This is a genomic window from Sphingobacterium sp. HJSM2_6, assembly GCF_049316305.1.
Taxonomy (GTDB): Bacteria; Bacteroidota; Bacteroidia; order Sphingobacteriales; family Sphingobacteriaceae; genus Sphingobacterium.
In genome coordinates this window covers 126,734-152,377 of the sequence record NZ_JBMOXB010000002.1, presented here as the reverse complement: position 1 = coordinate 152,377, position 25,644 = coordinate 126,734, and the positions used below count along the sequence as shown (strand labels likewise).

Below are 25,644 nucleotides of genomic sequence, written 5' to 3'. Positions count from 1 at the left end.
TTATTTCAAGACTAATTTAGATGGAAAGACTACGTGTTGAGGTGTAAGCACATGGTCTTTCTTTTCGATGCAATCAAATAAGATTTCAGCCGCTTTTTGAGCCTGCCGGTCTGGATATTGCTCTATACTTCCCATAGGTGGATTATCCATATATTTCCATAGGGGATAATTGGCATAGCTAATAAAAAACATATCTTGATTTAACATAATTCCTTTATGTTTCGCATAGCGAATGACATCAAGAGTGACGAAATCATTGAAAGAAACTACAGCAGAAGGTCTATCCACTAAATTGCACAATTTCTCCATAGCTTCCTCATTTCCTTGTTCTGTTAAATCCGTGTGGACCACATAACTTTCTTGCGGATCAATACCTTGTTTTTTCAAAGCATGAAGAAATGCATTAGAACGTTCCTTAGAAGCTAACAAAGCTTCAGGCCCATTAATTAACGCTATTTTGCGATGACCTCGCTCCACAAATGCTTCGATCGCTTCAGCCATTCCAGAAGATAAATCACTAAAGACTTTATGGACGTTCCCTAAATCAGGAACACAATCAAAAAAAACGATGGGTATTTCAGACTTCGCTAGGATATCTACAAAATCAGTGTCTCGAGTATTTTTTCCTAGGGATATCAGAATCCCATCTACTCGATGGTTTTTAAAAGTCTGAATTATACTCGCTTCACGCAATTCATTATCTAATGATTGTCCTAAGAGTACCGTATACTTCTTGTCCTCAGCATAGGATTCAATAGCACTAATGGCATTAGAAAAGAAAGGTTCAGAAAGTTTAGGTAGAATCACCCCAATAGTAAATGTTTTACGCTGTTTAAAAAAAATAGCCGTTTGATTCGGCTCATAAGCCATTTCTTCAGCCATCTTCTTTACCCTCATCGTAGTCACTAAGCCAATACTGGGATGGTCATTTAGGGCACGAGAAACAGTAGAAGGTGATATTTTTAACTTGCGGGCAATCTCTTTGATTGTCGTGGGTTTATTTCCTGCCATGAAGTAAATATAATGAATTAATACCTATTTTCTATCCTTAATTAAATTACGTTCCCGTATTTTATTAACTGGTTGAGGCTTATCGGTTCTTGTATTTGTCGTTCTAGCACCTATTCTTGCTGATGGAGACCTACTTGGATAAACTCCAGTTTCAATATGTGCGAGGGCCATAGCCGTCATCGATTCCCTAGTATCTCCAAAATCTTTGCTTATATCATCTAAAACGTTCTTCTTGTCTGCTTCTATTCCATCCCAATAATCCGAATATCCCGCTGAATTAACAACCTTAAAAGAAGCAGCCCAAAGATTAATCTTATCCATTATTTTTTGAGGGAAGAATCCTACTGGTTTTCCATAAGTACTAGAAACTTCAGCAATGATTTGAACATTCATATATGGTTTTAATACTGAAATCAGTATTTCACTAGCAGAGGCCGTATAATCACTGACTAAAAAATACACATTTTGTATTTCGGTATTATTATTCTTACGGAAATTAACATCCTTAAAACTACCTTGACCGGAACGCTCGGATTGCAAGTTTTTGTTCACGTCATAGCTAAACATCAGTTTATTATTTCCAGCTGTATTGATGACTTTATTAGCTAAATAGGTCGCTGTACTCACATATCCCCCACCGTTGTAACGGATATCTATGATGATATCTTTGATATTATTTATGGCGAATTTGCTGAAAATACGTTCTAAATCGGTTCTCATTTTTGTAAATGAACCATCATCATATGCGAGTTCTTCAAACGAAGAATAGGCTAAATAACCTACCTTTTTATCAGCAACTGTAAATACTGAATCTTTGACTATCGGATATATTTCATACTCTTTAGAATCAATACCAACGGTAATACTCGTTTGATTGCCTCTCAATACCACCAGATCCAAGTGCGTTTTATTCAATTGGTTGTTTACATAACTAAAATTTGAATAAGTGATATTTGTATTGCCATTTAGGGAGGTAATTTTATCCCCTCTTTTTAATCCAGCATCATCTGCTGGAGAACCGCCTTCTACAAATCCAATATACAATGGAGCAGCAGGTTCAGTGGATTCAAAGACGACAAATAAGCCAAACCCGTCATATGTGTCAGCTTTACCTGAATTTTCAGAGCTCGCACTGATATCTTCTATAAATGAAAACCGATCAAATGGTCCATTATAATCTTTATGAAATACATAATCGTTTTTTAATGGAGTTTGTCCCATCAAATAATTTAATAAAGACTGATTGCCTGTGTATTTATCTGTGAGTGTTGAAATAGGGTTCACGACCTCAATGGATGATTCCCAGTACGATTGCATTTTATAATAATAGTATATACTATCTTTAATTTTTTGAGCTTCTGTACGATTATCAACTGGCTCCACAGGTTTTGGAGGAGATGGAATACGGGTAGGATCTTTTTGACAACTGATTATAGCAATTGATAAAAGCATTATCCATAAGCAGTTTGACAGATGTAGTTTCATTGAAATAAGCTAAGTAAATAGTAATAGCAAAAATGTGACCATTTATATAGATTCCACTCTAATCTATAAGTTTAATTTAATGAGGCACATTTGGTAAAAATTGTTTTGAAAACTTATACATACCTATTTTATACAAATCCTTTGGCTGTCCAGCTTGTTCAATGATATACTTATCTTTTGTTTTTGTAGATTTCTTTAGCGATGCGCTGGCGGATAAGGTTCGATAGGTATCGAAATTTATATGATACAAAGCTTCATTCAATAAACCTTCATTGCTATCTCCAAGTTGAAGACTGAAAGATTCATTCGCATTTTTCTTTGTTCCAGATAAACCTTGAAAATAATCTCCAAAGCCGGCTTTATTGGTCATTTTAAATGAAGTAATGTATAAATCAGCGTAACCATTAACCACAGGTAAGGCAAAATATCCCACCGGTTTTCCATAGGTTCCCATATTCTGAGTACTTATGATTTGTACATCCATGTAAGGACGAAGTACATTGATGACCAATTCACTAGCAGAAGCGGTGCTCTCTGTAACCAAAAAATAGACTCTTTGTAAATCCAACTGATTCGTTTTGTTAAAATAAACGGGCAGAAAAGGCGCCGATGTATTCTTTGGATCATTCCATCCCCACGCAGTTAAATACCTGTTGATTTGGTAATCGTACATTTTATCTTTATTTGCCGTTTTAGGTGCAATTAAATTCGCTAGTAGTTCTGCTGTTTCTGTAGAACCTCCCCCATTATACCGTAAATCGACCACCAACTCATCAATACCTGCCGTTTCATAGGTCTTGAAATTATTGATTAAATCTTGATAATAAGAATTTGGTTGATTTTGGGTTGTGACAGAAATAAAGGAACTATAAGCCAAATACCCAACTTTTTTATCATTCAAATTAATGATGCTGCTTAGTTTGATGGGATTCATTTTATAATCAGAACCAGTGACCGTGATGGTACTTGTTTTATTATCAACGGTGAGTACTTCAAGTTTCAAGGTCTCTCCACTATAAAACTTATAGAACAGCTTATGACCATTGCTACGTCCTGAATTGAAATCAACCTTATTATCTCCATTTATACTTAATATCTTCATGCCCCTGACTAAGCCAGCACGGTCTGCTGGAGATCCTTTTTGAACAAATTTAATGTAAAGATTAGCATTGCTGGAATTTTCTGAATCCAGTAAATAAATGGGGTTCACCCCTGTTTCTTTAAATACTCCTTGACCAATTTGTGTACTTACACTTTTTTCCCGATCAATAAAACTAAATCGATCATCAGGCATATAATTCTTTTTAAGATCAGTAAGCACCGCCTCCGCATCATTAAATTTATTGGTATACTTTTTTAAATCGATTTCATCCTCCGATAACATGGATGGCTCTGGAATTTTATCGGTCCATAAAGAAATTAGAAAACTGTAGTAATAGGTTGAATCTTTCAGAAGGATTTCATTTTCATAATTCTTATCAATCTTTTCCTCCTTTTTACAGGAATAAAACAATATGGTCAAGAGACCGAAGATCAGGAGTGTATTTTTCATTATTTAACAAGTTAATTGGCTTGTAACGAAAAACAATTCACCGTTAAGCAAACTGTTTTCTGAAGCAATATAGTTAATAGGATCTAAATTTCGAAATTCTAGTTCATCTACAAAATATACCTTAATATCTTTATCAAAACCTTTCCAATCGATATGCTTTAATTTGTTCAATTGTAAAGCAGGATTTCCTTTGGTTAATATGCCAATTTTAGCATCTCTTTCTAAAATGGAAGCAAATAATAATTGGATTTCCTTAAATAATAATAGTTTTAAAGGTAAATGTGCATTGACCTCTAATCGCTCATAATTCTCGCGATAATTATTTGTAAATTCATAATTCATAGCCAGGGCTGGAATGACAGCCTCCTCTCCTTGTTCTAAATACACATTTTTCATGAACTCCACCAATTCACCAGCAATTGTTTTCGCCTCATTGAATTCAACAAATTGAGCAAACAAATAATACACTTGTAAAAGGTAATCTTGCTTAGGAAATAGCACATCATCTACTTCAAACAGATACATTTGTTTATCTACTGGAACATCCTTTATATTCATATACCTAATTTATATTGTACATAATGCCAATTCTCCTTCATCGTCAGAAGTTGCAAATAAACCACTGATATTAACAATCAACGAATTATTGGAGGTTAAACTTTTTCCCGCTAAATAGATATCCGCTTGCACATTATTACTAGGGTTTTCCATAATCAGTATATCTGTCAACTGATCTAATTCAGGACATAACACCGCAATTCCATATTCCTCAAAGAGCAATTTAGTCGCTGACAGCGCTTTAATTTCTTCTAGGCCTAACGGTAAAACATACTGGATTTGATGATCTAGGCAAAACTTTAATAATTCATGAGAAAAAGTAGGATTAGCACCTGTTGGTATTGGCAAAAATTTCGAGGTTAAAAAGCGAGGCACTTCTTCGGAAGTAGCCATCAATAGCTCAAAATCATGTTCAAACTGATTCGCTAAACGTTGTGAAAATGCGCGTGTGCCAAAGGTAAGCAGCATCTTTTTCATAAATAATGTCCTTATAGTAATTAATAAATAAAACCATCCCGCATATGGATCGTACGATCGGAAATACGTGCTAGTTCTTCATTATGGGTAACAATGATAAAAGTTTGTTGCATCTGATCTCGAAGATCAAAAAATAGTTGGTGCAATGCTGTCGCATTTTCAGAATCTAGATTTCCCGAAGGTTCATCCGCAAGTATTAAAGTTGGATTATTTATTAAAGCTCTAGCTACAGAAACTCGCTGTTGCTCACCACCTGACATCGCTGAAGGTTTATGCTGTGCACGATGGGCGACCCCTAAGATATCTAATAATTCCAGCGCTCTTTTTTCCACCGCTTTACGATCCTGACCAGAAATATAACCTGGAATAGCTACATTTTCTAATGCTGTAAATTCAGGAAGTAAATGGTGAAATTGAAAAACAAAACCAATATGCTTATTTCTAAAATCACTTAGTTGTCTTTCATTCATAGAAAAGATATCTTTTCCTTCGATAATTACAGTGCCACGGTCAGGCTTGTCCAAGGTGCCAATAATGTGTAGCAAGGTACTTTTACCTGCACCAGAGGCTCCGACAATGGAAACAATTTCGCCCTTATTCACAGAAATACTTACTCCTTTAAGGATTTCTAATTCTCCATAGGCTTTAAAAATCGTATTGGCTTGTAAAATCATCTGGCTAAATTAATAAAAATACTTTAGGCCTTTTGTGCTAGAAAAAGTAAATATTTAGATAAGGCACCTGTCTTTTCATTAAAGCTTTAGGTTAAATCCCTTCTATTAAGAATAAATATAGGGGGATTTCAACTAAATTTATGCAAATATAAACTTGCCCCTTCGGAATAAATACGCTATTTTTACATCAAATTTTTTTATCAATGAACATTCACGAATATCAAGGAAAAGAAATACTTAAAAGTTTTGGAGTAAGAGTACAAGAAGGTATTGTTGCCGAAACCCCTGAGCAAGCTGTAGAGGCTGCAAAAAGACTGAAAGAAGATTTCAACTCGGATTGGGTTGTTGTAAAAGCTCAAATTCATGCTGGTGGACGTGGTAAAGGTGGTGGTGTGAAGTTGGCTAAAAACCATGACGAAGTTTTACAACGCGCTACCGACATCATAGGAATGCAATTAGTGACTCCTCAAACCGGTCCTGAAGGTAAGAAAGTAAACAAAGTGTTAGTCGCACAAGATGTTTACTATCCTGGAGAAAGTGATACAAAAGAATTTTACATGTCTGTATTATTAGATCGTGCAAGCGGTCGTAACATCATCATGTATTCTACAGAAGGTGGTATGGATATCGAAGAGGTAGCAGAAAAAACTCCTCACCTAATTTTTAAAGAAGAAATCGATCCTAAAGTAGGAATTCAAGGTTTTCAAGCACGTAAAATTGCATTTAACCTAGGATTATCTGGAACTGCACATAAAGACATGGTAAAATTCGTAGCGGCTTTATACAAAGCTTATGATTCTATCGATGCTTCTATGTTTGAAATCAATCCTGTATTGAAAACTTCTGATGACAAAATCTTAGCTGTAGATGCCAAAGTTAACTTGGATGAAAACGCTTTGTACCGTCATGCTGATATCGCAGCAATGCGTGATGTAACGGAAGAAGATCCTACCGAAGTTGAAGCTGGTGAATCCAACCTAAACTACGTAAAACTAGATGGTAACGTAGGTTGTATGGTAAACGGTGCTGGTTTAGCAATGGCTACTATGGACATTATTAAAATTGCTGGTGGCGAGCCTGCAAACTTTTTAGATGTAGGTGGTACTGCAAATGCAGAAACGGTAAAAGCTGGGTTCAATATTATCTTAAAAGACCCTAACGTTAAAGCAATTTTGATTAATATCTTTGGTGGTATTGTTCGTTGTGACCGTGTAGCTCAAGGTGTTATTGATGCATACAATGAAATAGGTAACATTCCAGTTCCAATTATTGTACGTCTTCAAGGTACCAATGCTGCTGAAGCAAAAACACTAATCGATGAGTCAGGATTGAAAGTATATTCTGCAATCTTATTGAAAGAAGCTGCTGAGTTAGTTACTCAAGTATTAAATGAGGGTAAATAATTTCAGCATAAAATAAAAAAAAGGCTACCTGTTCGGTAGCCTTTTTTTTATGAAATATGAATTTGATTTTAAAATCTAACATTCAAGTCATAAAGGAGATTAATCTTCTTGATATTGTATCTTAATTTTCCATAGTACAATCTAAATACTAATTTTGTGTCAAAACAATTCTAATAAAAATGAATACATCTGTACCCGATATTTCTAGGGATAAATCAACTGCATTATTTGAGAAAGCTAAAGAATATTTCCCTGGAGGAGTTAACTCTCCAGTCCGTGCATTTAAATCTGTTTACGGCTCCCCCCTATTCATAGAGCGTGGAGATAAAGCTCATCTTTGGGATGCTGATGGAAATGAATTTATAGATTTTTGTTGTTCTTGGGGGCCCTTAATTTTAGGTCATAATAATCAGGAAATTAGAGAGGCTATTCAAAATCAATTGGGCAAAGGACTTAGTTTTGGTGCTCCAACAGCCTTAGAAAATCAATTGGCGGAACTCATCCTAACCCATAATAAAAAGATTGAGAAGATCCGTTTTGTAAGCTCAGGTACTGAAGCAGTAATGTCGGCCATCCGATTAGCTAGAGGCTACACAAAACGAGATAAAATTGTAAAATTTGAAGGTTGCTACCATGGACATTCCGATTCTTTGTTAGTGAAAGCTGGTTCTGGATTAGTAACTTTTGGTGAAACTTCTTCTGCAGGGGTACCAAAAGCTTTTGCAGATGAAACATTGGTACTCGCACTAAATGACAAAGAAGCATTAGATAAGGTATTCACAGACTATAAAGACCAGATAGCTGCAGTGATTATAGAAGGTATACCTGCAAATAATGGTTTATTAATTCAGGATAAGGCTTATATCTCTTATTTAAGAGAATTGACTGCTTCTCATGGCACTTTATTAATATTTGATGAAGTTATTACAGGTTTTCGTTTGGGATTTGAGGGAGCTGCTCAATATTATGATATACAACCAGATATACTTACCTACGGAAAGATTATTGGTGGAGGAATGCCTGTTGGTGCTTATGGTGCATCTAAGGAATTGATGAGTTGTATTTCACCAGACGGAGCAGTATACCAAGCAGGAACTTTATCTGGGAACCCTGTGGCGATGGCAGCAGGTATCGCAGCATTAAGCATTTTATCGCAACCTGGTTTTTATGAAAGCTTAAAAATTACGACTGAAAAGTTTGTTTCAGACCTTAGGGAATTTATTGAACAGAAGCAATATGATGTTCAAATATTCACGATAGGATCTATCTTTTGGTTTGCCTTTTCAAATAATTCATCTATTCAACGTGCAGATGAAATTGACCCTGAGTCTATGACCAACTACAAAGTAATGCACCGAGAATTATTAAATAGAGGAATATATTTTGGTCCTTCAGGTTATGAAGTAGGGTTTATTTCTGCTGCTCATACCGAAGATGACTTGGATAAGACAAAAATTGCGTTAAAAGAAGCATTGAATATTGTGTTTCAATAAAAACATAAACAATTAAAAATTATATTTGTTAAACAATTAGAAATATTGACTAAATATATAATCATGAAAACACTAAAATCAGCATTCGCAGTAATCGCTGCATCACTAGTACTTGCTTCATGCAACAATTCTACTAAAAATCAAGATGGTGGAGTGAAAGATTCAATTAATCTTAATGATTCATTGGGAGCAATTGCCGTTAATCCATTAGCGCATGCCAAAGATTTCCCTGGTGCTACATTAACTGTATCATCCTTAACTTCTGAGAAATTAGGGACAGATTCAGCTAAAATCACCATTAAATACGCTGTTCAGAACTTCAATCTAACGGATCAAACTGAGCACAATCATCATATGGCAAACTCTCACGATGGTCAACATATTCATTTTATCCTAGATAATAAACCATACGTAGCGTTGTACAAACCTGAACATACGTTTACCGTACCTGTTAATTCAGAGCATTACTTATTATCTTTCTTATCTCGTTCATTCCACGAATCCATTAAAACAGCTGATGCTTCTAAATTGCAAAAATTTAAAGTTGCTGCCAATGGTAAAATTGAGGAATTACCTACTCCAACGGAGGCTTCTATTTTTTATAGCAGACCAAAAGGAGATTACAAAGGTGATGACACCAACATCTTATTGTTAGACTTCTTTGTTTCAAATACTACGCTTGGAGCTGATGGCAACAAGGTTAAGGCTTCAATCAATGGGCAAGAATTCACATTGGATCAATGGGCACCCTATGAAGTTTTAAATCTTCCAAAAGGTGAGAACACCATCAAACTAAGTTTAATTGACAAAGATGGTAATGCTATCACTGGCGACAATGTATCGGTGGAAAGAAAAATCAATTTGTTAGATAAATAATCTTTCAATATATATATACAAAAAAGGCTTCAAGTATACTTGAAGCCTTTTTTGTATATATCGAATTATACCTATTTAAAAGCCTACAGATTTTAAATTTAATCCTGTTCGCTCATCTAAGCCAAACATCAGGTTCATATTCTGAACAGCTTGCCCAGAGGCTCCTTTTAAGAGGTTGTCTGTGGCATTCAAAATAAGCAAGTGACTTCCATGCTTCTCGATATGAATAATGCTTTTGTTTGTATTTATTACCTGCTTTAAATCAATATTAGCTTTAGAAACATGCGTAAATGCATGGGTAGCATAGTAAGATTCGTATAAAGCATAAGCTTCCTCCTCAGACAAGTTACACTCCACATAACTGGAAGAAAATATTCCTCTTGTAAAATCACCGCGTTGAGGAATAAAATTAATTTTTTGAGCGGCCTTTGCTAAAAGCGATTCATCTCCTGAGGATAGAAAGCCATCCTGTAGCTGATCTAAAGATTCTGAAATCTCTTGCAAGTGTTGATGCTCAAAAGCTTTATATGCGGATAGGTTATTGTTTCTCCATGAAAAATGTGAAGTAGCATTTGGTTTTTGACCTGCGCCAGTAGAACCTGTGGTTGCCTGTACATGAATTTGATTAGGTAATAAACCTTTACTAGCTAAAGGTAATAAGGCCAGTTGGATGTTAGTCGCAAAACAACCAGGATTAGCAATATATTGTGCCGATTTAATAGCTTCACGATTCAACTCAGGTAATCCATAGATAAAATCTTGGCCTTGGAATTCGTGATGATCGCGTAAACGATAATCTTGTGATAAATCAATAATTTTCACTGTTTTATCCAGGGTATTTGCTTCCAAAAATCTCTTCGCATCCCCGTGCCCTACACATAAAAATAAGACATCAATATTTGAATGAAAATCAGAAGAGAAGGTTAAATCGGTATCTCCAAACAAATCATTATGCACATCGGAAATTTTATTCCCTGCATTCGAGGCACTGTTTGCAAAAACGATATCAACTTGGGGATGATAAATGAGGATTCTCAATAATTCACCACCTGTATATCCTGCAGAACCAACAATTCCTACTTTAATTTTTTTCATAGTTAAGAAATATATATCGACTAATAAAAGCAAACCAAGGTCCTTAAGAATAAGCCACCTTGGTTTGTCAATAAATGTTATAAAATAGACGTTACTATTTAGTCTTTTGAATTTACTTTATGCCAAATGATGGTTTGATTTCCAAAAATCTTCGAGAAGCCTTTTACATCATCACCTGTATACCCTTTATTCATTTCACCATAGCTTCCAAATTTATTAGACATTAAATCATGTTCAGATTCAATACCAATAATTACGAATCGGTGTGGATGAAGTTCAACAAAAACGCGACCTGTTACTGTGCCTTGAGAGCTTTGTAAGAAAGCTTCAAAATCACGCATTACTGGATCATGCATCTGCCCTTCATGCATATAGTTACCATAAAATGCAGCCAATTGATCTTTCCAAGACAATTGCCATTTGGTTAAGGTATGTTTTTCTAAAGTATGGTGAGCTTTTATGATGATCACTGAAGCTGCGGCTTCAAATCCAACGCGACCTTTAATACCAATAATCGTATCACCGACATGAATATCGCGACCGATACCATAAGGTTGAGCAATAGCCTGTAATTCTTGAATAACTTTTACCGCTCCAATTTTGTCACCATTTAGGGCTACAGGTTCCCCTTGTTCAAAATCTATCGTAATTTGACGAGGTTCAGTAGCTGTTATCGGCGTAGGCCAAGCTGATTCTGGCAAGTATTGATTGGAAGTCAAAGTCTCGGCACCTCCTACAGAGGTTCCCCATAAACCTTTATTGATTGAATATTTCGCCTTTTCAGCAGAATATTCCACCCCATGCTTATTTAAATATTCAATTTCATCCTCACGGGATAATTTCAAATCACGGATTGGCGTGATGATTTCAATACCAGGTACTAGTGTATGAAAAATCATATCAAACCGTACTTGATCATTCCCAGCACCAGTAGAACCATGCGCTACACATGAAGCACCTATCTTTTTAGCGTAATTTGCAATTGCAGTAGCTTGTGATACCCGTTCAGCTGATACAGAAAGTGGATAGGTTGCGTTTTTCAACACATTACCAAAAATGAGGTATTTAATGGTATTGCGGTAATAATCTTCTGTTTCATCAATAGTAGTGTGTGATTTTACCCCTAACTCATAGGCTCTTTTTTCGATTGTCTGTAATTCCTCCTCAGAAAAACCACCGGTATTTACAATTACGGAATGTACTTCTAATCCTAAATCACGTGATAAATAAATACAACAAAATGAAGTATCTAATCCACCACTAAATGCTAAAACTACTTTTTTCATCTTAAAACGATTAATATGCTGATAATAACAAAAATACAATTAAAAACCTTTTGCGGGTCTAGTACCCACAGGAATAATCGCAGAAACGAACTTTTTACTCGATTTCCACAATTTAGCCTCTATCCTTTTCAATAACGATTGTTTCTTAGAAATACGATCTAAGCGCTCCTTTGCTTCTGCTCTTCGTTGAATTTTTTCTTTCAATTCCCGTTCTTTCTCTACGGGATCCCAAAGCATCGCTGTACACATACAATTCTTGCGTTCTTTGGACATTAGAATATCATAATTCACACAAGATTGACAACCTTTCCAAAATTCTTCATCTTGGGTTAATTCCGAATAGGTAACAGGTTCGTATCCCAAATCAGAATTTATTTTCATCACCGCTAAACCAGTAGTTAATCCGAAAATTTTTGCTTTCGGATATTTCTCTCTAGACAATTCAAACACTCGTTTTTTAATTGCCTTAGCAAGACCTACCTTACGAAAAACAGGATTTACAATAAGGCCTGAATTGGCCACGTAATCCCCATGACTCCAAGTTTCAATATAACAAAATCCGGCCCAAGTACCGTCTTTGTGCAAAGCGATTACCGCCTTACCTTCTTCCATCTTACGCGCAACATATTCTGGTTTTCTGCGCGCAATACCCGTCCCACGAGCTTTTGCGGATTCAAACATTTCATTGCAGATGTCCTCCGCATAGTGAATGTGATCTGCAGCGGCTGGAATAATTATAAAATCTGAAAGTGTCATTAATTGTGTCGACCTAAAAAATGAATACCGAAGTATTTGAATTATTTAATTTTTAATATCGTTCATCGAGCTAGATGAACCATTTTTTGGAAAGCTTGCCTGCCTCGTTATCAAGCTCGAGGCAGAATAGGTCGTCGGAATCGTAGAACCGGACAATTAAACGTTTTTAAGGCCGTCCATACCATCTCCACAAGCCTATGTAAAGCTTGCCCCAATGATGTGATATATACCTTATTACAATTCATTTAATATCTAGTTTTTACCTCTTGGATTAGACTGCGCAAAAGTAATCAAATATTTTTTTCTTTTATACAATATTAATGTAGTTTTTTTAATTAATAACCAATCCAAGTCATCTGTAATTGTAAACCTTTCAATTAGACTTCCTATTTATTACAACGTTTAAAATTATTCATTATTTTGTAAGATTTTCTTCGAGGAGCGATCCTATGGTGGATTACTTAAATAAATCCTTAATTTTGCGGAAATTAAAGTTAAAAACATGGTAGGTCCGAGTATTATATTTTATACCCTTTTTGTAATTCCATATATCTATTTTATGTACTGGTTGATTAAACAAGACAAGAAAAAGTATGTATGGGGCATTATTGTAGTCACGGTTATCGCTATTCTAGGGATAGTCGTATCTCAAAGGGCAAGTAAAATGGCCATAGAAAATTACAAACAACATCAAATTGATGCTCGTGAATTAGAAAAAGAAAGTTTAAACGAAAGTAGCCCAACAAACTAGGTTGATTATCCCTAAGTACTATTTGGCACCTTCTTTATAAAGCCGTATATTTCTTCATTAGAATATAAAAAAAAGGCATTCGATACCGAATGCCTTTTTTTATATGGTGACCACTAGAAATTAGGGCTGTATTCCTTCCAACTTAAATAAGAAGGCATAGGTTAACGCTACATCTTTTAAATAATCAAATCTACCAGAAGCACCTCCATGTCCATAATCCATATCTGTTTTCAACAAGATCACTTGTTTTCCAATTTTGGTAGCTCTTAATTTAGCCACCCATTTTGCAGGCTCGAAATATTGCACTTGCGAATCATGAAGACCTGTTGTCACCAAGAGATTTGGATATTCTTTCGCCTCGATATTCTCATAAGGAGAATACGATTTCATATATTCATAAGCTTCCTTATTATTGGGATTTCCCCATTCATCATATTCATTGGTTGTCAATGGAATAGATTCATCCAACATGGTATTTACGACATCCACAAATGGCACTTGAGCGATTACCCCATTCCATAAAGTAGGTGCCATATTAATCACAGCCCCCATCAATAAACCACCTGCACTGCCACCTTGCGCATATAAGTGTGCTGGACTTGTATATTTTTGATCAATCAGAAATTGGCCACAATCGATAAAATCAGTAAACGTGTTGATTTTCTTCATCATTTTTCCATCTTCATACCATTGTCTTCCCATTTCCTCTCCTCCACGTATATGCGCAATGGCAAAAATAAATCCACGATCTAGCAAGCTAATTCTCGAAGAACTAAAACTTGGATCCATCGAACTACCATAAGAGCCATAAGCATACAATAATAATGGAGCAGAACCATCCTTAGTTATTCCATTTTTATAAACTAGCGAGATAGGCACTAAAGTTCCGTCTTTCGCTTTTGCCATAATACGTTCTGTTGTATATTTTTTCAAATCATAGCCTCCTAATACCTCTTGTTGTTTCATAAGAGTCTTTTCCTTACTGACCATATTATAGTCAAAAGTAGAAGAAGGAGTTACTAAAGAAGTATAGCCATACCTTAAGACCTCACTGTGGTATTCGGGATTAGCACTCGCATATACTGTATATGCAGCCTCGTCAAATTCCATATAGTGTTGGCTTTGATCACTTAAATTCCGTATTGCAAGATTCGTTAATCCGGCTTTCCTTTCCGAAATGACCAAGAATTTTTCGAATTCATCTACGCCTTCAATCAGTACATCTGGACGATGAGCAATGTATTCTTTCCAATTTTCTTTGGTCGTTTTATCCAATGGAGATTCCATTACTTTAAAATTTTGAGCCTGATCATTTGTCACAATAAGAAAGCGATCGGCTAAAGCAACAACAGAATACAACACCTCTTTCATTCTGGGTTGAAATACTTGAAAAGAGCCCGTAGGATTATCAGCTTTCAAATACCGCGTCTCTGAACTAAGTGTACCCCCTGAATAAATAAAAATATATTCTCCGTTTTTGGATTTATCTACACCGATGTAATTGGTATTATCTTTTTCTTCATATACCACAGCATCATCAGTTTCCTTAGTGCCTAAACGATGCCTCTTGATTTTCTCACTTAATAAAGTGACTGGATTTTTAGAAGTATAAAATATCGTTTGATTATCCGAAGCCCACACTGCCCCGCCTGAGGTTCTTGCAATACGATCTGTTAATAGTTCGCCAGTTTCTAAATTCTTAATCTGTAAAACATATTCCCTTCTGGATACTGTATCTACCCCATACGCTAATAACTTATTATCAGGACTAACAGAGAATCCTCCTAAAGCATAATATGCATGCCCTTGCGCGAGTTGATCTACATCCAAAAGCACTTCTTCAGCAGCATCAAGACTTCCTTTCTTGCGACAAACTTTATAATATTGCTTACCTTCCTCGGTACGATTGTAATAATAATAGCCGTTTTTCAAATAAGGAACACTTTCATCCTTTTCCTTGATTCTACCCTTCATCTCTTGAAAAAGTGTCTCTTGAAAGGGCTCTGTGTCTTTCATCATGATCGCGGTATATTCATTTTCCGCCTCCAGATACTTAACCACATCAGCGGAATCTGCCCCTTTTTTAAAATAGTCGATCATCCAATAGTAAGGATCATTTACCGTATCACCATGTATAACACGTTCATGGTTTTTTATTTTCGCTATAGGAGTGCTTGCATCTGGCCAAGCTACCACTTCATTTTTCATCGTATTATTTTGTTTACAAGCAGATATGCTAAGTAGTACGATTAAACCTATACTAATTTTCCGATTCATATGCTTAATTTTAAAATAGATAATTTTTCAGGTTAAATTTAGCAGAAAATATCTTCATTTTAGATTAATTAACAATTCAGTGTAGTTGAAAACAGTAACTTTGACAAATTATAATCTTTGCTAATATGTTAAAAACAAATAAAATTCTTTGTTATCTGGCACTAGGCGTATTGCCTAGCTTAGGTTTTTCACAAAATAAAGATACTCCCCCAGCAAATTGGTACAATCTAGATTTCCAAAAAGATGCGACCATGGGCATAAGTACGGAAAAAGCATACGAACTCTTAAAAGGCAGAAAAGCGACTCCAGTGATTGTGGCGGTACTGGATGGTGGTGTAGATGTTCAGCATGAAGATTTAAAAGACGTATTATGGACCAATCCGAAAGAAATCCCTAATAATGGAAAAGATGATGATGGGAATGGATACATTGACGATATCTATGGTTGGAATTTTTTAGGTAACGCAAAAGGTGAAAATGTTAATCAAGACAATTTAGAAGTAACTCGATTAATTCGTATTTACGAACCCAAATACGGTTCCGTATTACCAACTACCCCACTTACAGAAGCTGAACGAAGAGAATTTGTAGCCTATCAAAAGATGATTACTTTTTACACTTCCAAAGTGGATGAAGGCAATATGGGCAAAATGACTTACAATCGCTTGAAGGAAGAGTTAGATGGAATTATTAAAGCTATCGGTAAAGAACCTAAGGATATTACAGTAGCCGATTTAGATCAATTCAATGACGCTACAGCGCGGCAAAAGTCAGCGATCCGCATTGCCAAAAAAGAAATGGATACAGGAACATTCCTGAAATTTTACGAAGACATAAAAGATGGAGCCACTCATTTTAATGACCAAGTAGATTATAACTTAAATCAGAAATTTGACCCTAGAAATATTATTGGCGATAATTACGAAGATGCCTCAGAACGTTATTATGGCAATCCTGATGTAAAAGGACCAGATGCAGGCCACGGTACGCATGTTGCTGGTATCATTGCTGGCAAACGGAACAACGGTATTGGAATTAATGGGATTGCTGACCAGGTAAAAATAATGTCTGTTCGTGTGGTGCCTAATGGTGATGAGCGTGATAAAGATGTTGCCAACGCGATTCGTTATGCCGTTGACAATGGAGCTAAAATTATCAACATGAGTTTTGGTAAAGGCTACGTTTATAACAAAAAAACAGTGGATGAGGCTATAAAATATGCCGAATCAAAAGATGTGCTGCTTGTGCACGCTGCAGGAAATGATGCCAGCAATAATGATATAGTTAAGAATTACCCTACAAAATACTTTACAGATAGCTTGGATGCTGTCGTAGGCGAAGCAAAAAATTGGATTACTGTTGGAGCTACTGCTTGGAAACTTGATGGAGATTTATTAGCCGAATTTTCCAATTATGGCTATCGCAGTGTCGATGTATTTGCACCAGGTGTAAAAATAAATTCGACGATGCCTGAATCCAAATACAAAGAACAAGACGGAACAAGTATGGCCTCCCCTGTTGTTGCTGGATTGGCAGCCTTACTTAGGTCTTATTATCCAAATCTAACTGCTGTCGAAGTAAAACAGATAATATTAAAAAGTGTGACAAAAGTGGATCAAAAAGTAAAAGTTAAAGGTGAAAATGGAAATAAGAAAGTTTACCTCGACGAAATCAGTGTTTCGGGAGGAATTGTGAACGCTTATAAAGCCATTACAGAGGCCGATAAATTACTTTCCAATAAAAAGTAAAAAAATGTTAAATTTTTCACAATAATCCTAAGTATCTTGCGTTTAGTTAATAAAAACAAACGCTGCTTATGGTTGAAAATTCTACTAAAACAAAGGAAGTAAATTACGAAAGTCTACCGTCAGAAATGACAAAAGAGGAAAAAGTTGAAGTGACATTTGAAGATAAAATTAAAAGTTGTATATCACAACTCGAAAAAAATCCAGAAGATAAAACAATAGCTAATATACTCAACTACTCGAAGAACTTACGTAACTTATAATACGAATCCACTCAAATAGGGTGGATTCGTACATTTTATACCTATCCGTTATCCCCTAGCAGATTAATTCCCTACCTTATTTTTATTACTTATCTTTGCCGTATGCTCATAAAAGATCGATACAAGGCATTTATAGAATACTTTTCTACGCACAATCCAGAAGCTCAAACGGAATTAAATTACAGTAATCCATATGAATTACTAGTTGCCGTTATCCTATCTGCGCAGTGTACTGATAAACGAATTAATCAAATCACTCCTGCATTATTCCAACGATTTCCTACAGTCGAAGATTTGGCAGCTAGTTCCGTTGAAGAAATATTCTCGTATATCCGATCCGTGAGTTATCCAAATAACAAAGCCAAGCATCTATACGGCATGTCTCATATGTTGATTGAGCAGTTTCAATCTGAGGTGCCAGAAAAGATAGAAGAACTGGTAAAACTTCCTGGAGTTGGTCGCAAAACTGCAAATGTCATCTCCTCCGTTGTGTTCCATAATCCTGCCATGGCTGTTGACACTCACGTATTCCGTGTAAGTAATCGATTGGGACTAACTAATCAAGCAAAAACACCATTGGCTTCAGAAAAACAATTAGTAAAACATCTTCCAAAAGATAGCATAGCTGTTGCACATCATTGGTTAATTTTACACGGGCGATACATCTGTCTAGCGCGGAAACCCAAATGCGACATATGTCCCATCACGCATTTTTGTAAGTATTTTGAAAAAACCAAAAAAGCAGTTCCAATCCCCATAGATTCATAAAAATTTATTATTTAAATGATTAAAAGATACTTTATAAAAAGTATCTTGAATAGGAAATTATAATTAACTAATTTTTTTAGCATAAAATTTGTAATTAACAATATTATATCTTACTTTTGACAACAATATACTAAAAATATGAGTAACGCAGACAAACTTAAAGCATTACAGCTTACCCTAGATAAATTAGAAAAATCTTACGGAAAAGGTACGATTATGAAATTGGGGGATTCCGCTGTTGAACCCATTGAATCTATTTCTACAGGTTCTTTAGGCTTAGATATCGCATTAGGAATCGGTGGTGTTCCCAAAGGACGTATTATCGAAATATATGGACCAGAATCTTCTGGAAAAACTACATTAGCAACCCACATCGTTGCAGAAGCACAGAAAAAAGGCGGTATTGCTGCAATTATTGATGCGGAACATGCTTTTGATAAATATTATGCTCAAAAATTAGGTGTTGATATTGAAAATTTACTTATATCTCAACCTGATAATGGAGAGCAAGGATTAGAAATTGCTGACAATTTAATTCGTTCAGGAGCGATCGACGTAATCGTTATTGACTCTGTAGCGGCATTAGTTCCAAAAGGTGAGATTGAAGGTGAAATGGGTGATTCCAAAATGGGCTTACAAGCAAGATTAATGTCTCAAGCCTTACGTAAACTTACAGGTACTATTTCCAAAACAAACTGCTGTTGTATTTTCATTAATCAATTACGTGAAAAAATCGGTGTTATGTTTGGTAATCCGGAGACAACAACGGGTGGTAATGCACTTAAATTTTACGCATCTGTACGCTTAGATATTCGTAGAACATCACAAATTAAAGATGCTGATGAAGTTGCGGGTAATCGCGTAAAAGTAAAAATCGTGAAAAATAAAGTTGCACCTCCATTCCGTATTGCAGAATTTGACATTATGTTTGGTGAAGGCATTTCCAAAGTCGGTGAAATCATTGATTTAGGAGTAGAATATAACATCATTAAAAAATCAGGTTCATGGTTTAGTTATGGCGATACGAAATTAGGACAAGGTCGTGATGCTGTGAAATCCTTATTAGCTGACAATCCAGATTTAATGGATGAATTAGAACATAAAATCCGCGCTGAAGTAACGGGTGAAAACATAGACCAAGTTGCTTCTGGTCAAGAAGGTTAAAAATACACAACATACTCCCTAGGTTTCATAAAAATAGGAGTATATGCTTTGAAAAGGGTATTCGAAAGGATACCCTTTTCTATTTTACTACTTTTTGGCCATAAGAATTCAATAGAACCTCCACGAATTCAATAATCTTGTTACACTTGCTTCGTTCTTATTCCTAGAATAAATCCTAATTTTAAAAGAATATTTAACCTAATTATCATCGAGCATATGAGTTTCAACAGGCGTAATTTTTTAAAAGGCATTGGACTATTAGGCTTAACGAGCAGCAGTGCTGTATTGAATGCTCAACAAAAGCCAATTCAACAAGATGTCCCATTTGACTTTCTATGTCCAGCCTATTTACAACAAGTATCAGCAGGACAAACTAGCGTCTTGTGTCTTTTCAATAAACCTTGCCTTGCATGGGTTGAATTATTAAATGAACAGAATCAAGTGCTAAAAACCATTTATCAAGTGGAGGATGGAATGCGAAACGCGAATACAGATTTATTTAAATTCCGCGTTGTCCATACAGAACCTAATTTTCGGTATAGAGTAGTCGCTAAGGAAATACTCAAATTCGAAGCCTACAAAATTGAGTATGGGAAAACAATCACTTCCAAAATCACCACTACAAAATTAGCACAAGCGCAGCAAGATCAAATTCATTGTTTAATTCTGAATGATATTCATGAAAATGCTCAAAGTTATGCGACATTATACAATCAGAGTAAATTACCGCGCAAAGATTTGGTATTCTTAAATGGCGATTCCTTCCATTATGTAAGCAATAGTAAAGACTTAGTCGATAAACTGTTGCTTCCTGTTGGGCAGACATTCGCTACTGAGACCCCGTTTGTTTTGGTTCGTGGTAATCATGAGACTCGAGGAAGTTTTGCTAGAGAATTTAAAAAATACTTCGATTTCAAGGATCAGAAATTTTACCAAGCCTTTAAAATGGGTCCAATCTTTTGGATCGTATTGGATAGTGGAGAAGATAAACCAGATAGTCATGAGGTATATGCTGGAACGATAGATTACGACAATTACCGATTAGAACAAAAGCTATGGTTAGAAAAAATATTAAAATCCAAAGAAAGGAAATCAGCCAAGCATACCATTATCGTTACCCATATTCCATTTCACCATTCTGATGACTGGCACGGTACCATTCATAACAAGGCTTGCTTTCACGAGCTCATTCAGCATAATAAAGTAGATGCTGTGATTTCAGGTCATACGCATAAACATGGTTTTTATCCTCCAGACCAGGAACACAATTATCATGTCATTATTGGAGCAGGCCCTAAAGTAGGTGAACGGACATACATCGAAGTCTCCGCAGAAGGTAAGCAATTGAAAGTTTCCCTAAATCACGAAAACGGAACACTTATACAAAGCTTCACTAAAGCATAATTCCAAAATTTGGAAAACATCATCAAATTATAAAAACGATATAAACCAATAATCCGAACACCCGCATAACCTTAGCATTACAATATTAATGCTAAAGTTATGCGTCTAATTGATTAAAAAAAGCTTCCAACTCCACTAAGGTCTCTGCTGATGTTTGAATATCTTGAATTAAGACTCCTTTTTGCAAAACAAGTATACGGTCGGAAATGTCCACTGTATGCGATAAATCATGACTAGAAACTACAATGGTTTTTTCTCTGGTACTTGCAAGCTCTTTTATAATACTTTTTAATCGAAATTGCGTACTGGGATCTAAATTAGCAAATGGTTCATCCAATATAATCAATTGGGGATCTCCGATTAATGTAGAAATAATCCCAACTTTTTTTTGATTTCCCTTTGATAAATCGCGTAAGTATTTTTTCTTCCCCAAGACCTCATCATTAAAAAAGTCCTTGTACATTTCCAACAACCGATCCACTTCAGACTCATTGACTTCCCTTAGCTTACCAATAAAATAAAAATATTCTTCCGCCGTCAAATAGCTAATTAAAAAAGATTCATCCAAAAATGAAGTTGTTATTTTCTTCCATGAATCATTGGAAAAAACCACTTGCCCATCTATTTTTATTTCTCCTGAATCCGGAACGATAAGATCAAGTAAAAGACTAAACAAGGTTGTTTTTCCCGCACCATTATTCCCTACTAAACCTACACTTTCTCCACGTGGGATATGCAAAGCAGGGATATTTAAAACAACCTGTCCATGGTAGGCCTTAACAATTTGATTGATATTGATCATTTTCTACTTTTTAATAATTGTACCTATTAACTTTGAACTTCTTTAAATCCTGCAATAGTTTTATGTTTTTTATACAGGTATTGATCCGTCACAGCTGCCATAATAGGCTTTCTCAAGACCAATCCGACAATCCCCAATATACCTAAAACACTGCTTGCTACCATTTCATCCGTGAACATCTTCGTAACTCCCCAAATGATCATTGGAATTAATAAAATTGGAATACCTACAATCCATTGGGCTATGCCCATTCCTTGATAATTCATCATCGAAGAAGCATTCAAATCAATACGTTTCTTATTATAGGAACCAAAGAATAAGATTATTGGAATATTCACTCCCAAATTATAAAGAGCACAAGAGATATTGATTAAAAAAATATTCCATCCAAAATAAACATAAGCAGAACTCAAGATAGTCAGTATGCAGATAGACATGACCATTAATAAGACTTTGGCTTCTAAATATAAACGCATAGGAATATTTTGAACCATCAACATCGAATAATAAGTACTATCCCAAGCTGGAATAAATTGTCCAAAATTAATCATGAAAATACCTGTAATAAATATTCCTACAAAAACGAGGATGGTAGATTGCTGATAAGTTTCATTCGGATAAAATATCAATCCATATAATAAAAACAATAATCCTAAATATATAGTTGACTTCGAACGCTTGTTCCTCCAAATTAATTTAAGATCTAATTGTAAAAATGGAGCCAAAGCACCAAATCGGTTGGTCCAAGTCAAGTCACTCGCTTTATAATCTGTATGCTTTTCTTTTAAATAAGCATCCACGTAGAAATAAGCCAAAATTTGTTTATGGTTCACCGAGTATACCATAAAACTCAAGAATATTGGAACAAGGGCTAGCCAAGGATATAATAACACGGAATCAAAAAACCTGCCGGTTAATGTAGCCAAAGAGAATACGTCCAAGTACTCCAATAAGTAAATTCCAGCAATTACAAATAGAAAAATAATCATCGCTTTTAAGTTACTGGCAAACCACCGTTGAACAATAAAACTTAAAAACTGAATGAAAAGTACACTAAAGAATAAAGCAATCAACCAAGAAAAAAACTGAAAAGGTGTTAAACTGTTTTTCGAAATGGAAATCCATATAAATGGAATTCCCATAAACAAAATGATACTATTATAGAAAGAAAAGCAGCTTTTTACTAGAACATAATGCACAATTTTAGACCTGCTAATTTGTTGTACGAGTAAAGGTTTCACATTTATTATTGGGATATTCTGAACAATAAACCTAAAAACCAGCTCTACAAGCAACCAGTACAATAGAAATTTATTAACGATATAAATAGGCTCTGTATCAGGGAAATAGTTTTGTAGGCTACTGTACAAACCTATTCCAACTAAAAGAAATATAGATAAAAAATAAATAGCCATTATTCCCAAAAACACCTTAACAGCAATATTTTTCCCTAGACTAGCTGATCGAAAAAAAGCTTTCCATTCTAAGGTCAATAATTCTTTTATCATAAATACGTCAATTAATAGTTTTCGAAAATCTCAACCTCCTAAAATTAACCTCGAAGATCATCACCAATATAATGAATTTTAATGGTTTTTTAACCATAGTTTTTAAGTGTAAAAACAAAAAATTCTACCATAAAGAAATACCATCTAAAGGTCATCGATAAAAAACAAAATAAATCTTCAACTAGTATTCAGGAGGTTTAACCAATTGTAATTTTCCAATGTAGACAATTTATTGAATCAAAACAGCAGCATTTCTGTACTTATCAAAACCCCCACTCCTGTATGGCTAAATCAATTGAAGCTTTATCATAAACACAATTATTTGACTCTTACAGTAAGATATGATTCCATTGTATGACACTTTTGATGCATGAGTGTTACAACTTTTCAATGGTATATCAATATTTTTATAACGCATTTAAAATAAATATGCGAAATGATGCTGAGTTTAATAATAATGGTATTATTTTAAACAAATCTTTTCTGTATTTGAATATTTGCAATTAGAAATGATAGATCGACTTTGTAATAATTAGCTATACTTATTACTAAGACGAGAGATACCACTAAACCTACTTAATTATGAATTTCAATAAAATTACTATGTTTAATTTATTAGCTGTCATTGTTGGGTTATTGCCTAGCTGTGAAAAGGTATTTCCGAACAATGGTTCTGATAATGAGAAATCATTAGAGATTCAGATCAAAATTGATCCTAGCATCTCAACAACAGTTGTAAAAAATATTTATTCGGATATGAATATGTGGGACTTCAAAACCTATTGGACCACCGCCGCTGAATCAATGCCGGATGATTATTTTAAAACCAAGTATCCTTTTGTTAAAACTGTTCAGTTTATGACCGCAACTGGTGGGGAAGCAAATCGAGATTTGTTTCTTGATCCAACAGATAGAAGTGTTTTGGACGATTATAATTTTGAACCCTTAAAAAAGGGATTAAGAAATGTGATTAGACAAGGACTTAAACCTATGATAAAAACTGGAGCAGTTCCTTTAAAATTTTCCACGACTCCTAAGATTGGTGGCTTTGGTGTAAATGTTAGGCCTCCTGATGATTACAATCAATATTATGTCTATATAAATGCCCTAGCCAAAGATTTAGTTAGTGAATTTGGTATCAACGAAGTCAAAACATGGAGTTGGGGAGTTTTAACCGAATATGAAAATGCGGATTGGTTTGAATCAGAAAACAAATTAGAAACTAAAGAAGCCTTTTTTAAACTATATGATTTCACGGTAGCAGCTTTACAAGATGCCATAGGTGTATCCAATCTGGTGGTAGGTGCGCATAGTATGACTTGTAATCCAGGCCTGTGGAATGAGGAAGAGTTTATTGCGCATTGTGCTACTGGGGTAAATTATAAAACCGGGCAAGTTGGAACACAAGTCAACTTTCTAGCAGCTTCGTACTACGATCAAATACCAGGGGTTCCAGTGGGAGTAAATTTGAGCTTAGAAAACACCATTGGTTTATTGAAAAATAAAGCAACAGCAAGCGGATTAACCAATTTAAGATATGGTATTGACGAAGGACGTATACTTGACGGTCCAGATGCCAAACCTCTTGCTTCTCGCGTTGTAGCACATTCCTTTCAGGCATCAGCAGATGCGGCAATGTTCAAATTCATGAATAATATTGGTGCTGATTGGATTTCAAACTGGGGATTGAATTCAGAAGATGTATGGGGAAGTGTTGATTTGGTAGGTGCGCACGTTGCGAATCTTTGCTACAAATTAGTAGGTAATAAACAATTGGATTTCAAAATTCAAGGCAAACCATCCAATTTTTCTAACATCATTGATGGAATGTCTACTTATGATGCCGCGGCTAAAAAACTATATGTTTTAGTATATAATCATAATTTGGATATGGAATCCACTACTTCAGAAAAAATAAAGTTAAGTATTGACAAAATTAAATCTTCAAATTCATCAATTACGATTAAAGAATGGCTAGTAGATGATAATAATGGTAATTTCTGGCCTACTTGGCATTCCGATATGCAATCACAAGGAATGACATCCGATTCATTTCATTGGTCTTACTATTCCACCAATATACCACAGCAAATAAAGTCATCAGCTGATTTAGCGTTTTGGAGGTCAAAAGAATCGGCATATAGCGATTTGTCTAAATTAAAATCTACAACAAAAACAGGAAAAATTGAAAATAATTCGTTAAGCCTGGAATTTCCATTGGAGCACCATGCTGTAGTATTATATGAAATTGAAAATATAGAAATAACGCAATAAATCATACTAATAAATATTGACC

The 25,644-nt window shown here is 35.1% G+C and carries 22 protein-coding genes; 10 read left to right on the top strand and 12 right to left on the bottom strand.

The annotated features are described in order from the left end of the window. The 6 genes from ACFRAE_RS03235 to ACFRAE_RS03210 form a co-directional block, all read right to left on the bottom strand. Complete coding sequence (locus ACFRAE_RS03235) at window positions 1-1,011, bottom strand: LacI family DNA-binding transcriptional regulator (protein ID WP_422795675.1); 1,011 nt, start codon at window positions 1,009-1,011, stop codon at window positions 1-3. 24 nt (window positions 1,012-1,035) lie between these two features. Next, entirely contained in the window at window positions 1,036-2,463 is a 1,428-nt protein-coding gene (locus tag ACFRAE_RS03230) for a S41 family peptidase (RefSeq protein WP_422795674.1), read from the bottom strand. 109 nt (window positions 2,464-2,572) lie between these two features. Next, window positions 2,573-4,048, bottom strand: a complete 1,476-nt coding sequence (locus tag ACFRAE_RS03225) for a S41 family peptidase (protein ID WP_422795673.1) — start codon at window positions 4,046-4,048, stop codon at window positions 2,573-2,575. A 3-nt stretch (window positions 4,049-4,051) separates the two neighbouring features. Further along, window positions 4,052-4,606 (bottom strand): HAD family hydrolase, encoded by a 555-nt coding sequence (locus tag ACFRAE_RS03220; RefSeq protein ID WP_422795672.1) that lies wholly within the window; start codon window positions 4,604-4,606, stop codon window positions 4,052-4,054. 9 nt (window positions 4,607-4,615) lie between these two features. Continuing rightward, a complete protein-coding gene (locus tag ACFRAE_RS03215) occupies window positions 4,616-5,083 on the bottom strand; it encodes a hypothetical protein (protein ID WP_422795671.1) in 468 nt (155 codons plus the stop codon). Between the two features lie 20 nt (window positions 5,084-5,103). Beyond that, on the bottom strand, window positions 5,104-5,754 hold the full coding sequence (locus ACFRAE_RS03210; protein WP_422795797.1) for an ABC transporter ATP-binding protein: 651 nt from the start codon (window positions 5,752-5,754) through the stop codon (window positions 5,104-5,106). Between the two features lie 206 nt (window positions 5,755-5,960). Between ACFRAE_RS03210 and sucC the strand changes: the two genes are divergently transcribed. From sucC to ACFRAE_RS03195, 3 genes are all read left to right on the top strand, one after another. Next, window positions 5,961-7,160 (top strand): ADP-forming succinate--CoA ligase subunit beta, encoded by a 1,200-nt coding sequence (gene sucC, locus ACFRAE_RS03205; protein ID WP_422795670.1) that lies wholly within the window; start codon window positions 5,961-5,963, stop codon window positions 7,158-7,160. Between the two features lie 179 nt (window positions 7,161-7,339). Continuing rightward, window positions 7,340-8,653, top strand: coding sequence for a glutamate-1-semialdehyde 2,1-aminomutase (gene hemL, locus ACFRAE_RS03200; RefSeq protein WP_422795669.1), 1,314 nt, complete (start codon window positions 7,340-7,342; stop codon window positions 8,651-8,653). A 63-nt stretch (window positions 8,654-8,716) separates the two neighbouring features. Beyond that, window positions 8,717-9,529 (top strand): hypothetical protein, encoded by an 813-nt coding sequence (locus ACFRAE_RS03195; RefSeq protein WP_422795668.1) that lies wholly within the window; start codon window positions 8,717-8,719, stop codon window positions 9,527-9,529. Between the two features lie 75 nt (window positions 9,530-9,604). On the opposite strand, the gene argC is transcribed toward ACFRAE_RS03195, so the two are convergent. The 3 genes from argC to ACFRAE_RS03180 form a co-directional block, all read right to left on the bottom strand. Beyond that, window positions 9,605-10,624: an N-acetyl-gamma-glutamyl-phosphate reductase gene (gene argC / locus ACFRAE_RS03190; protein WP_422795667.1), complete on the bottom strand. Its 1,020-nt coding sequence runs from the start codon at window positions 10,622-10,624 to the stop codon at window positions 9,605-9,607. Between the two features lie 98 nt (window positions 10,625-10,722). Further along, a complete protein-coding gene (gene argG, locus ACFRAE_RS03185) occupies window positions 10,723-11,910 on the bottom strand; it encodes an argininosuccinate synthase (RefSeq protein WP_422795666.1) in 1,188 nt (395 codons plus the stop codon). 39 nt (window positions 11,911-11,949) lie between these two features. After that, the gene (locus ACFRAE_RS03180; protein WP_422795665.1) at window positions 11,950-12,666 is read right to left on the bottom strand and encodes a GNAT family N-acetyltransferase; all 717 of its coding nucleotides are present in this window, start codon (window positions 12,664-12,666) and stop codon (window positions 11,950-11,952) included. A gap of 559 nt (window positions 12,667-13,225) precedes the next feature. Here ACFRAE_RS03180 and ACFRAE_RS03175 point away from each other — a divergent pair. Then, a complete protein-coding gene (locus ACFRAE_RS03175) occupies window positions 13,226-13,417 on the top strand; it encodes a hypothetical protein (RefSeq protein WP_422795664.1) in 192 nt (63 codons plus the stop codon). Between the two features lie 120 nt (window positions 13,418-13,537). Here the strand turns inward: ACFRAE_RS03175 and ACFRAE_RS03170 are convergent, their stop codons facing one another. Further along, the gene (locus ACFRAE_RS03170; RefSeq protein ID WP_422795663.1) at window positions 13,538-15,694 is read right to left on the bottom strand and encodes a S9 family peptidase; all 2,157 of its coding nucleotides are present in this window, start codon (window positions 15,692-15,694) and stop codon (window positions 13,538-13,540) included. Between the two features lie 125 nt (window positions 15,695-15,819). Between ACFRAE_RS03170 and ACFRAE_RS03165 the strand changes: the two genes are divergently transcribed. The 5 genes from ACFRAE_RS03165 (at window position 15,820) to ACFRAE_RS03145 (ending at window position 21,038) form a co-directional block, all read left to right on the top strand. Further along, the gene (locus ACFRAE_RS03165) at window positions 15,820-17,442 is read left to right on the top strand and encodes a S8 family peptidase (RefSeq protein ID WP_422795662.1); all 1,623 of its coding nucleotides are present in this window, start codon (window positions 15,820-15,822) and stop codon (window positions 17,440-17,442) included. Between the two features lie 68 nt (window positions 17,443-17,510). Continuing rightward, the gene (locus ACFRAE_RS03160; RefSeq protein WP_422795661.1) at window positions 17,511-17,702 is read left to right on the top strand and encodes a hypothetical protein; all 192 of its coding nucleotides are present in this window, start codon (window positions 17,511-17,513) and stop codon (window positions 17,700-17,702) included. Window positions 17,703-17,804: 102 nt separating this feature from the next. Then, a complete protein-coding gene (gene nth / locus ACFRAE_RS03155) occupies window positions 17,805-18,470 on the top strand; it encodes an endonuclease III (RefSeq protein ID WP_422795660.1) in 666 nt (221 codons plus the stop codon). A 138-nt stretch (window positions 18,471-18,608) separates the two neighbouring features. Then, entirely contained in the window at window positions 18,609-19,634 is a 1,026-nt protein-coding gene (gene recA / locus ACFRAE_RS03150; RefSeq protein ID WP_422795659.1) for a recombinase RecA, read from the top strand. Between the two features lie 216 nt (window positions 19,635-19,850). Beyond that, window positions 19,851-21,038: a metallophosphoesterase family protein gene (locus tag ACFRAE_RS03145; RefSeq protein ID WP_422795658.1), complete on the top strand. Its 1,188-nt coding sequence runs from the start codon at window positions 19,851-19,853 to the stop codon at window positions 21,036-21,038. Window positions 21,039-21,135: 97 nt separating this feature from the next. On the opposite strand, the gene ACFRAE_RS03140 is transcribed toward ACFRAE_RS03145, so the two are convergent. After that, on the bottom strand, window positions 21,136-21,840 hold the full coding sequence (locus tag ACFRAE_RS03140; protein WP_422795657.1) for an ABC transporter ATP-binding protein: 705 nt from the start codon (window positions 21,838-21,840) through the stop codon (window positions 21,136-21,138). Between the two features lie 26 nt (window positions 21,841-21,866). Beyond that, window positions 21,867-23,348 carry a DUF5687 family protein gene (locus ACFRAE_RS03135; protein ID WP_422795656.1) on the bottom strand — a complete coding sequence of 494 codons (1,482 nt, stop codon included), beginning with the start codon at window positions 23,346-23,348 and terminating at the stop codon, window positions 21,867-21,869. A gap of 582 nt (window positions 23,349-23,930) precedes the next feature. Here ACFRAE_RS03135 and ACFRAE_RS03130 point away from each other — a divergent pair. Next, on the top strand, window positions 23,931-25,622 hold the full coding sequence (locus ACFRAE_RS03130) for a GH39 family glycosyl hydrolase (RefSeq protein WP_422795655.1): 1,692 nt from the start codon (window positions 23,931-23,933) through the stop codon (window positions 25,620-25,622). Window positions 25,623-25,644: the final 22 nt, after the last annotated feature.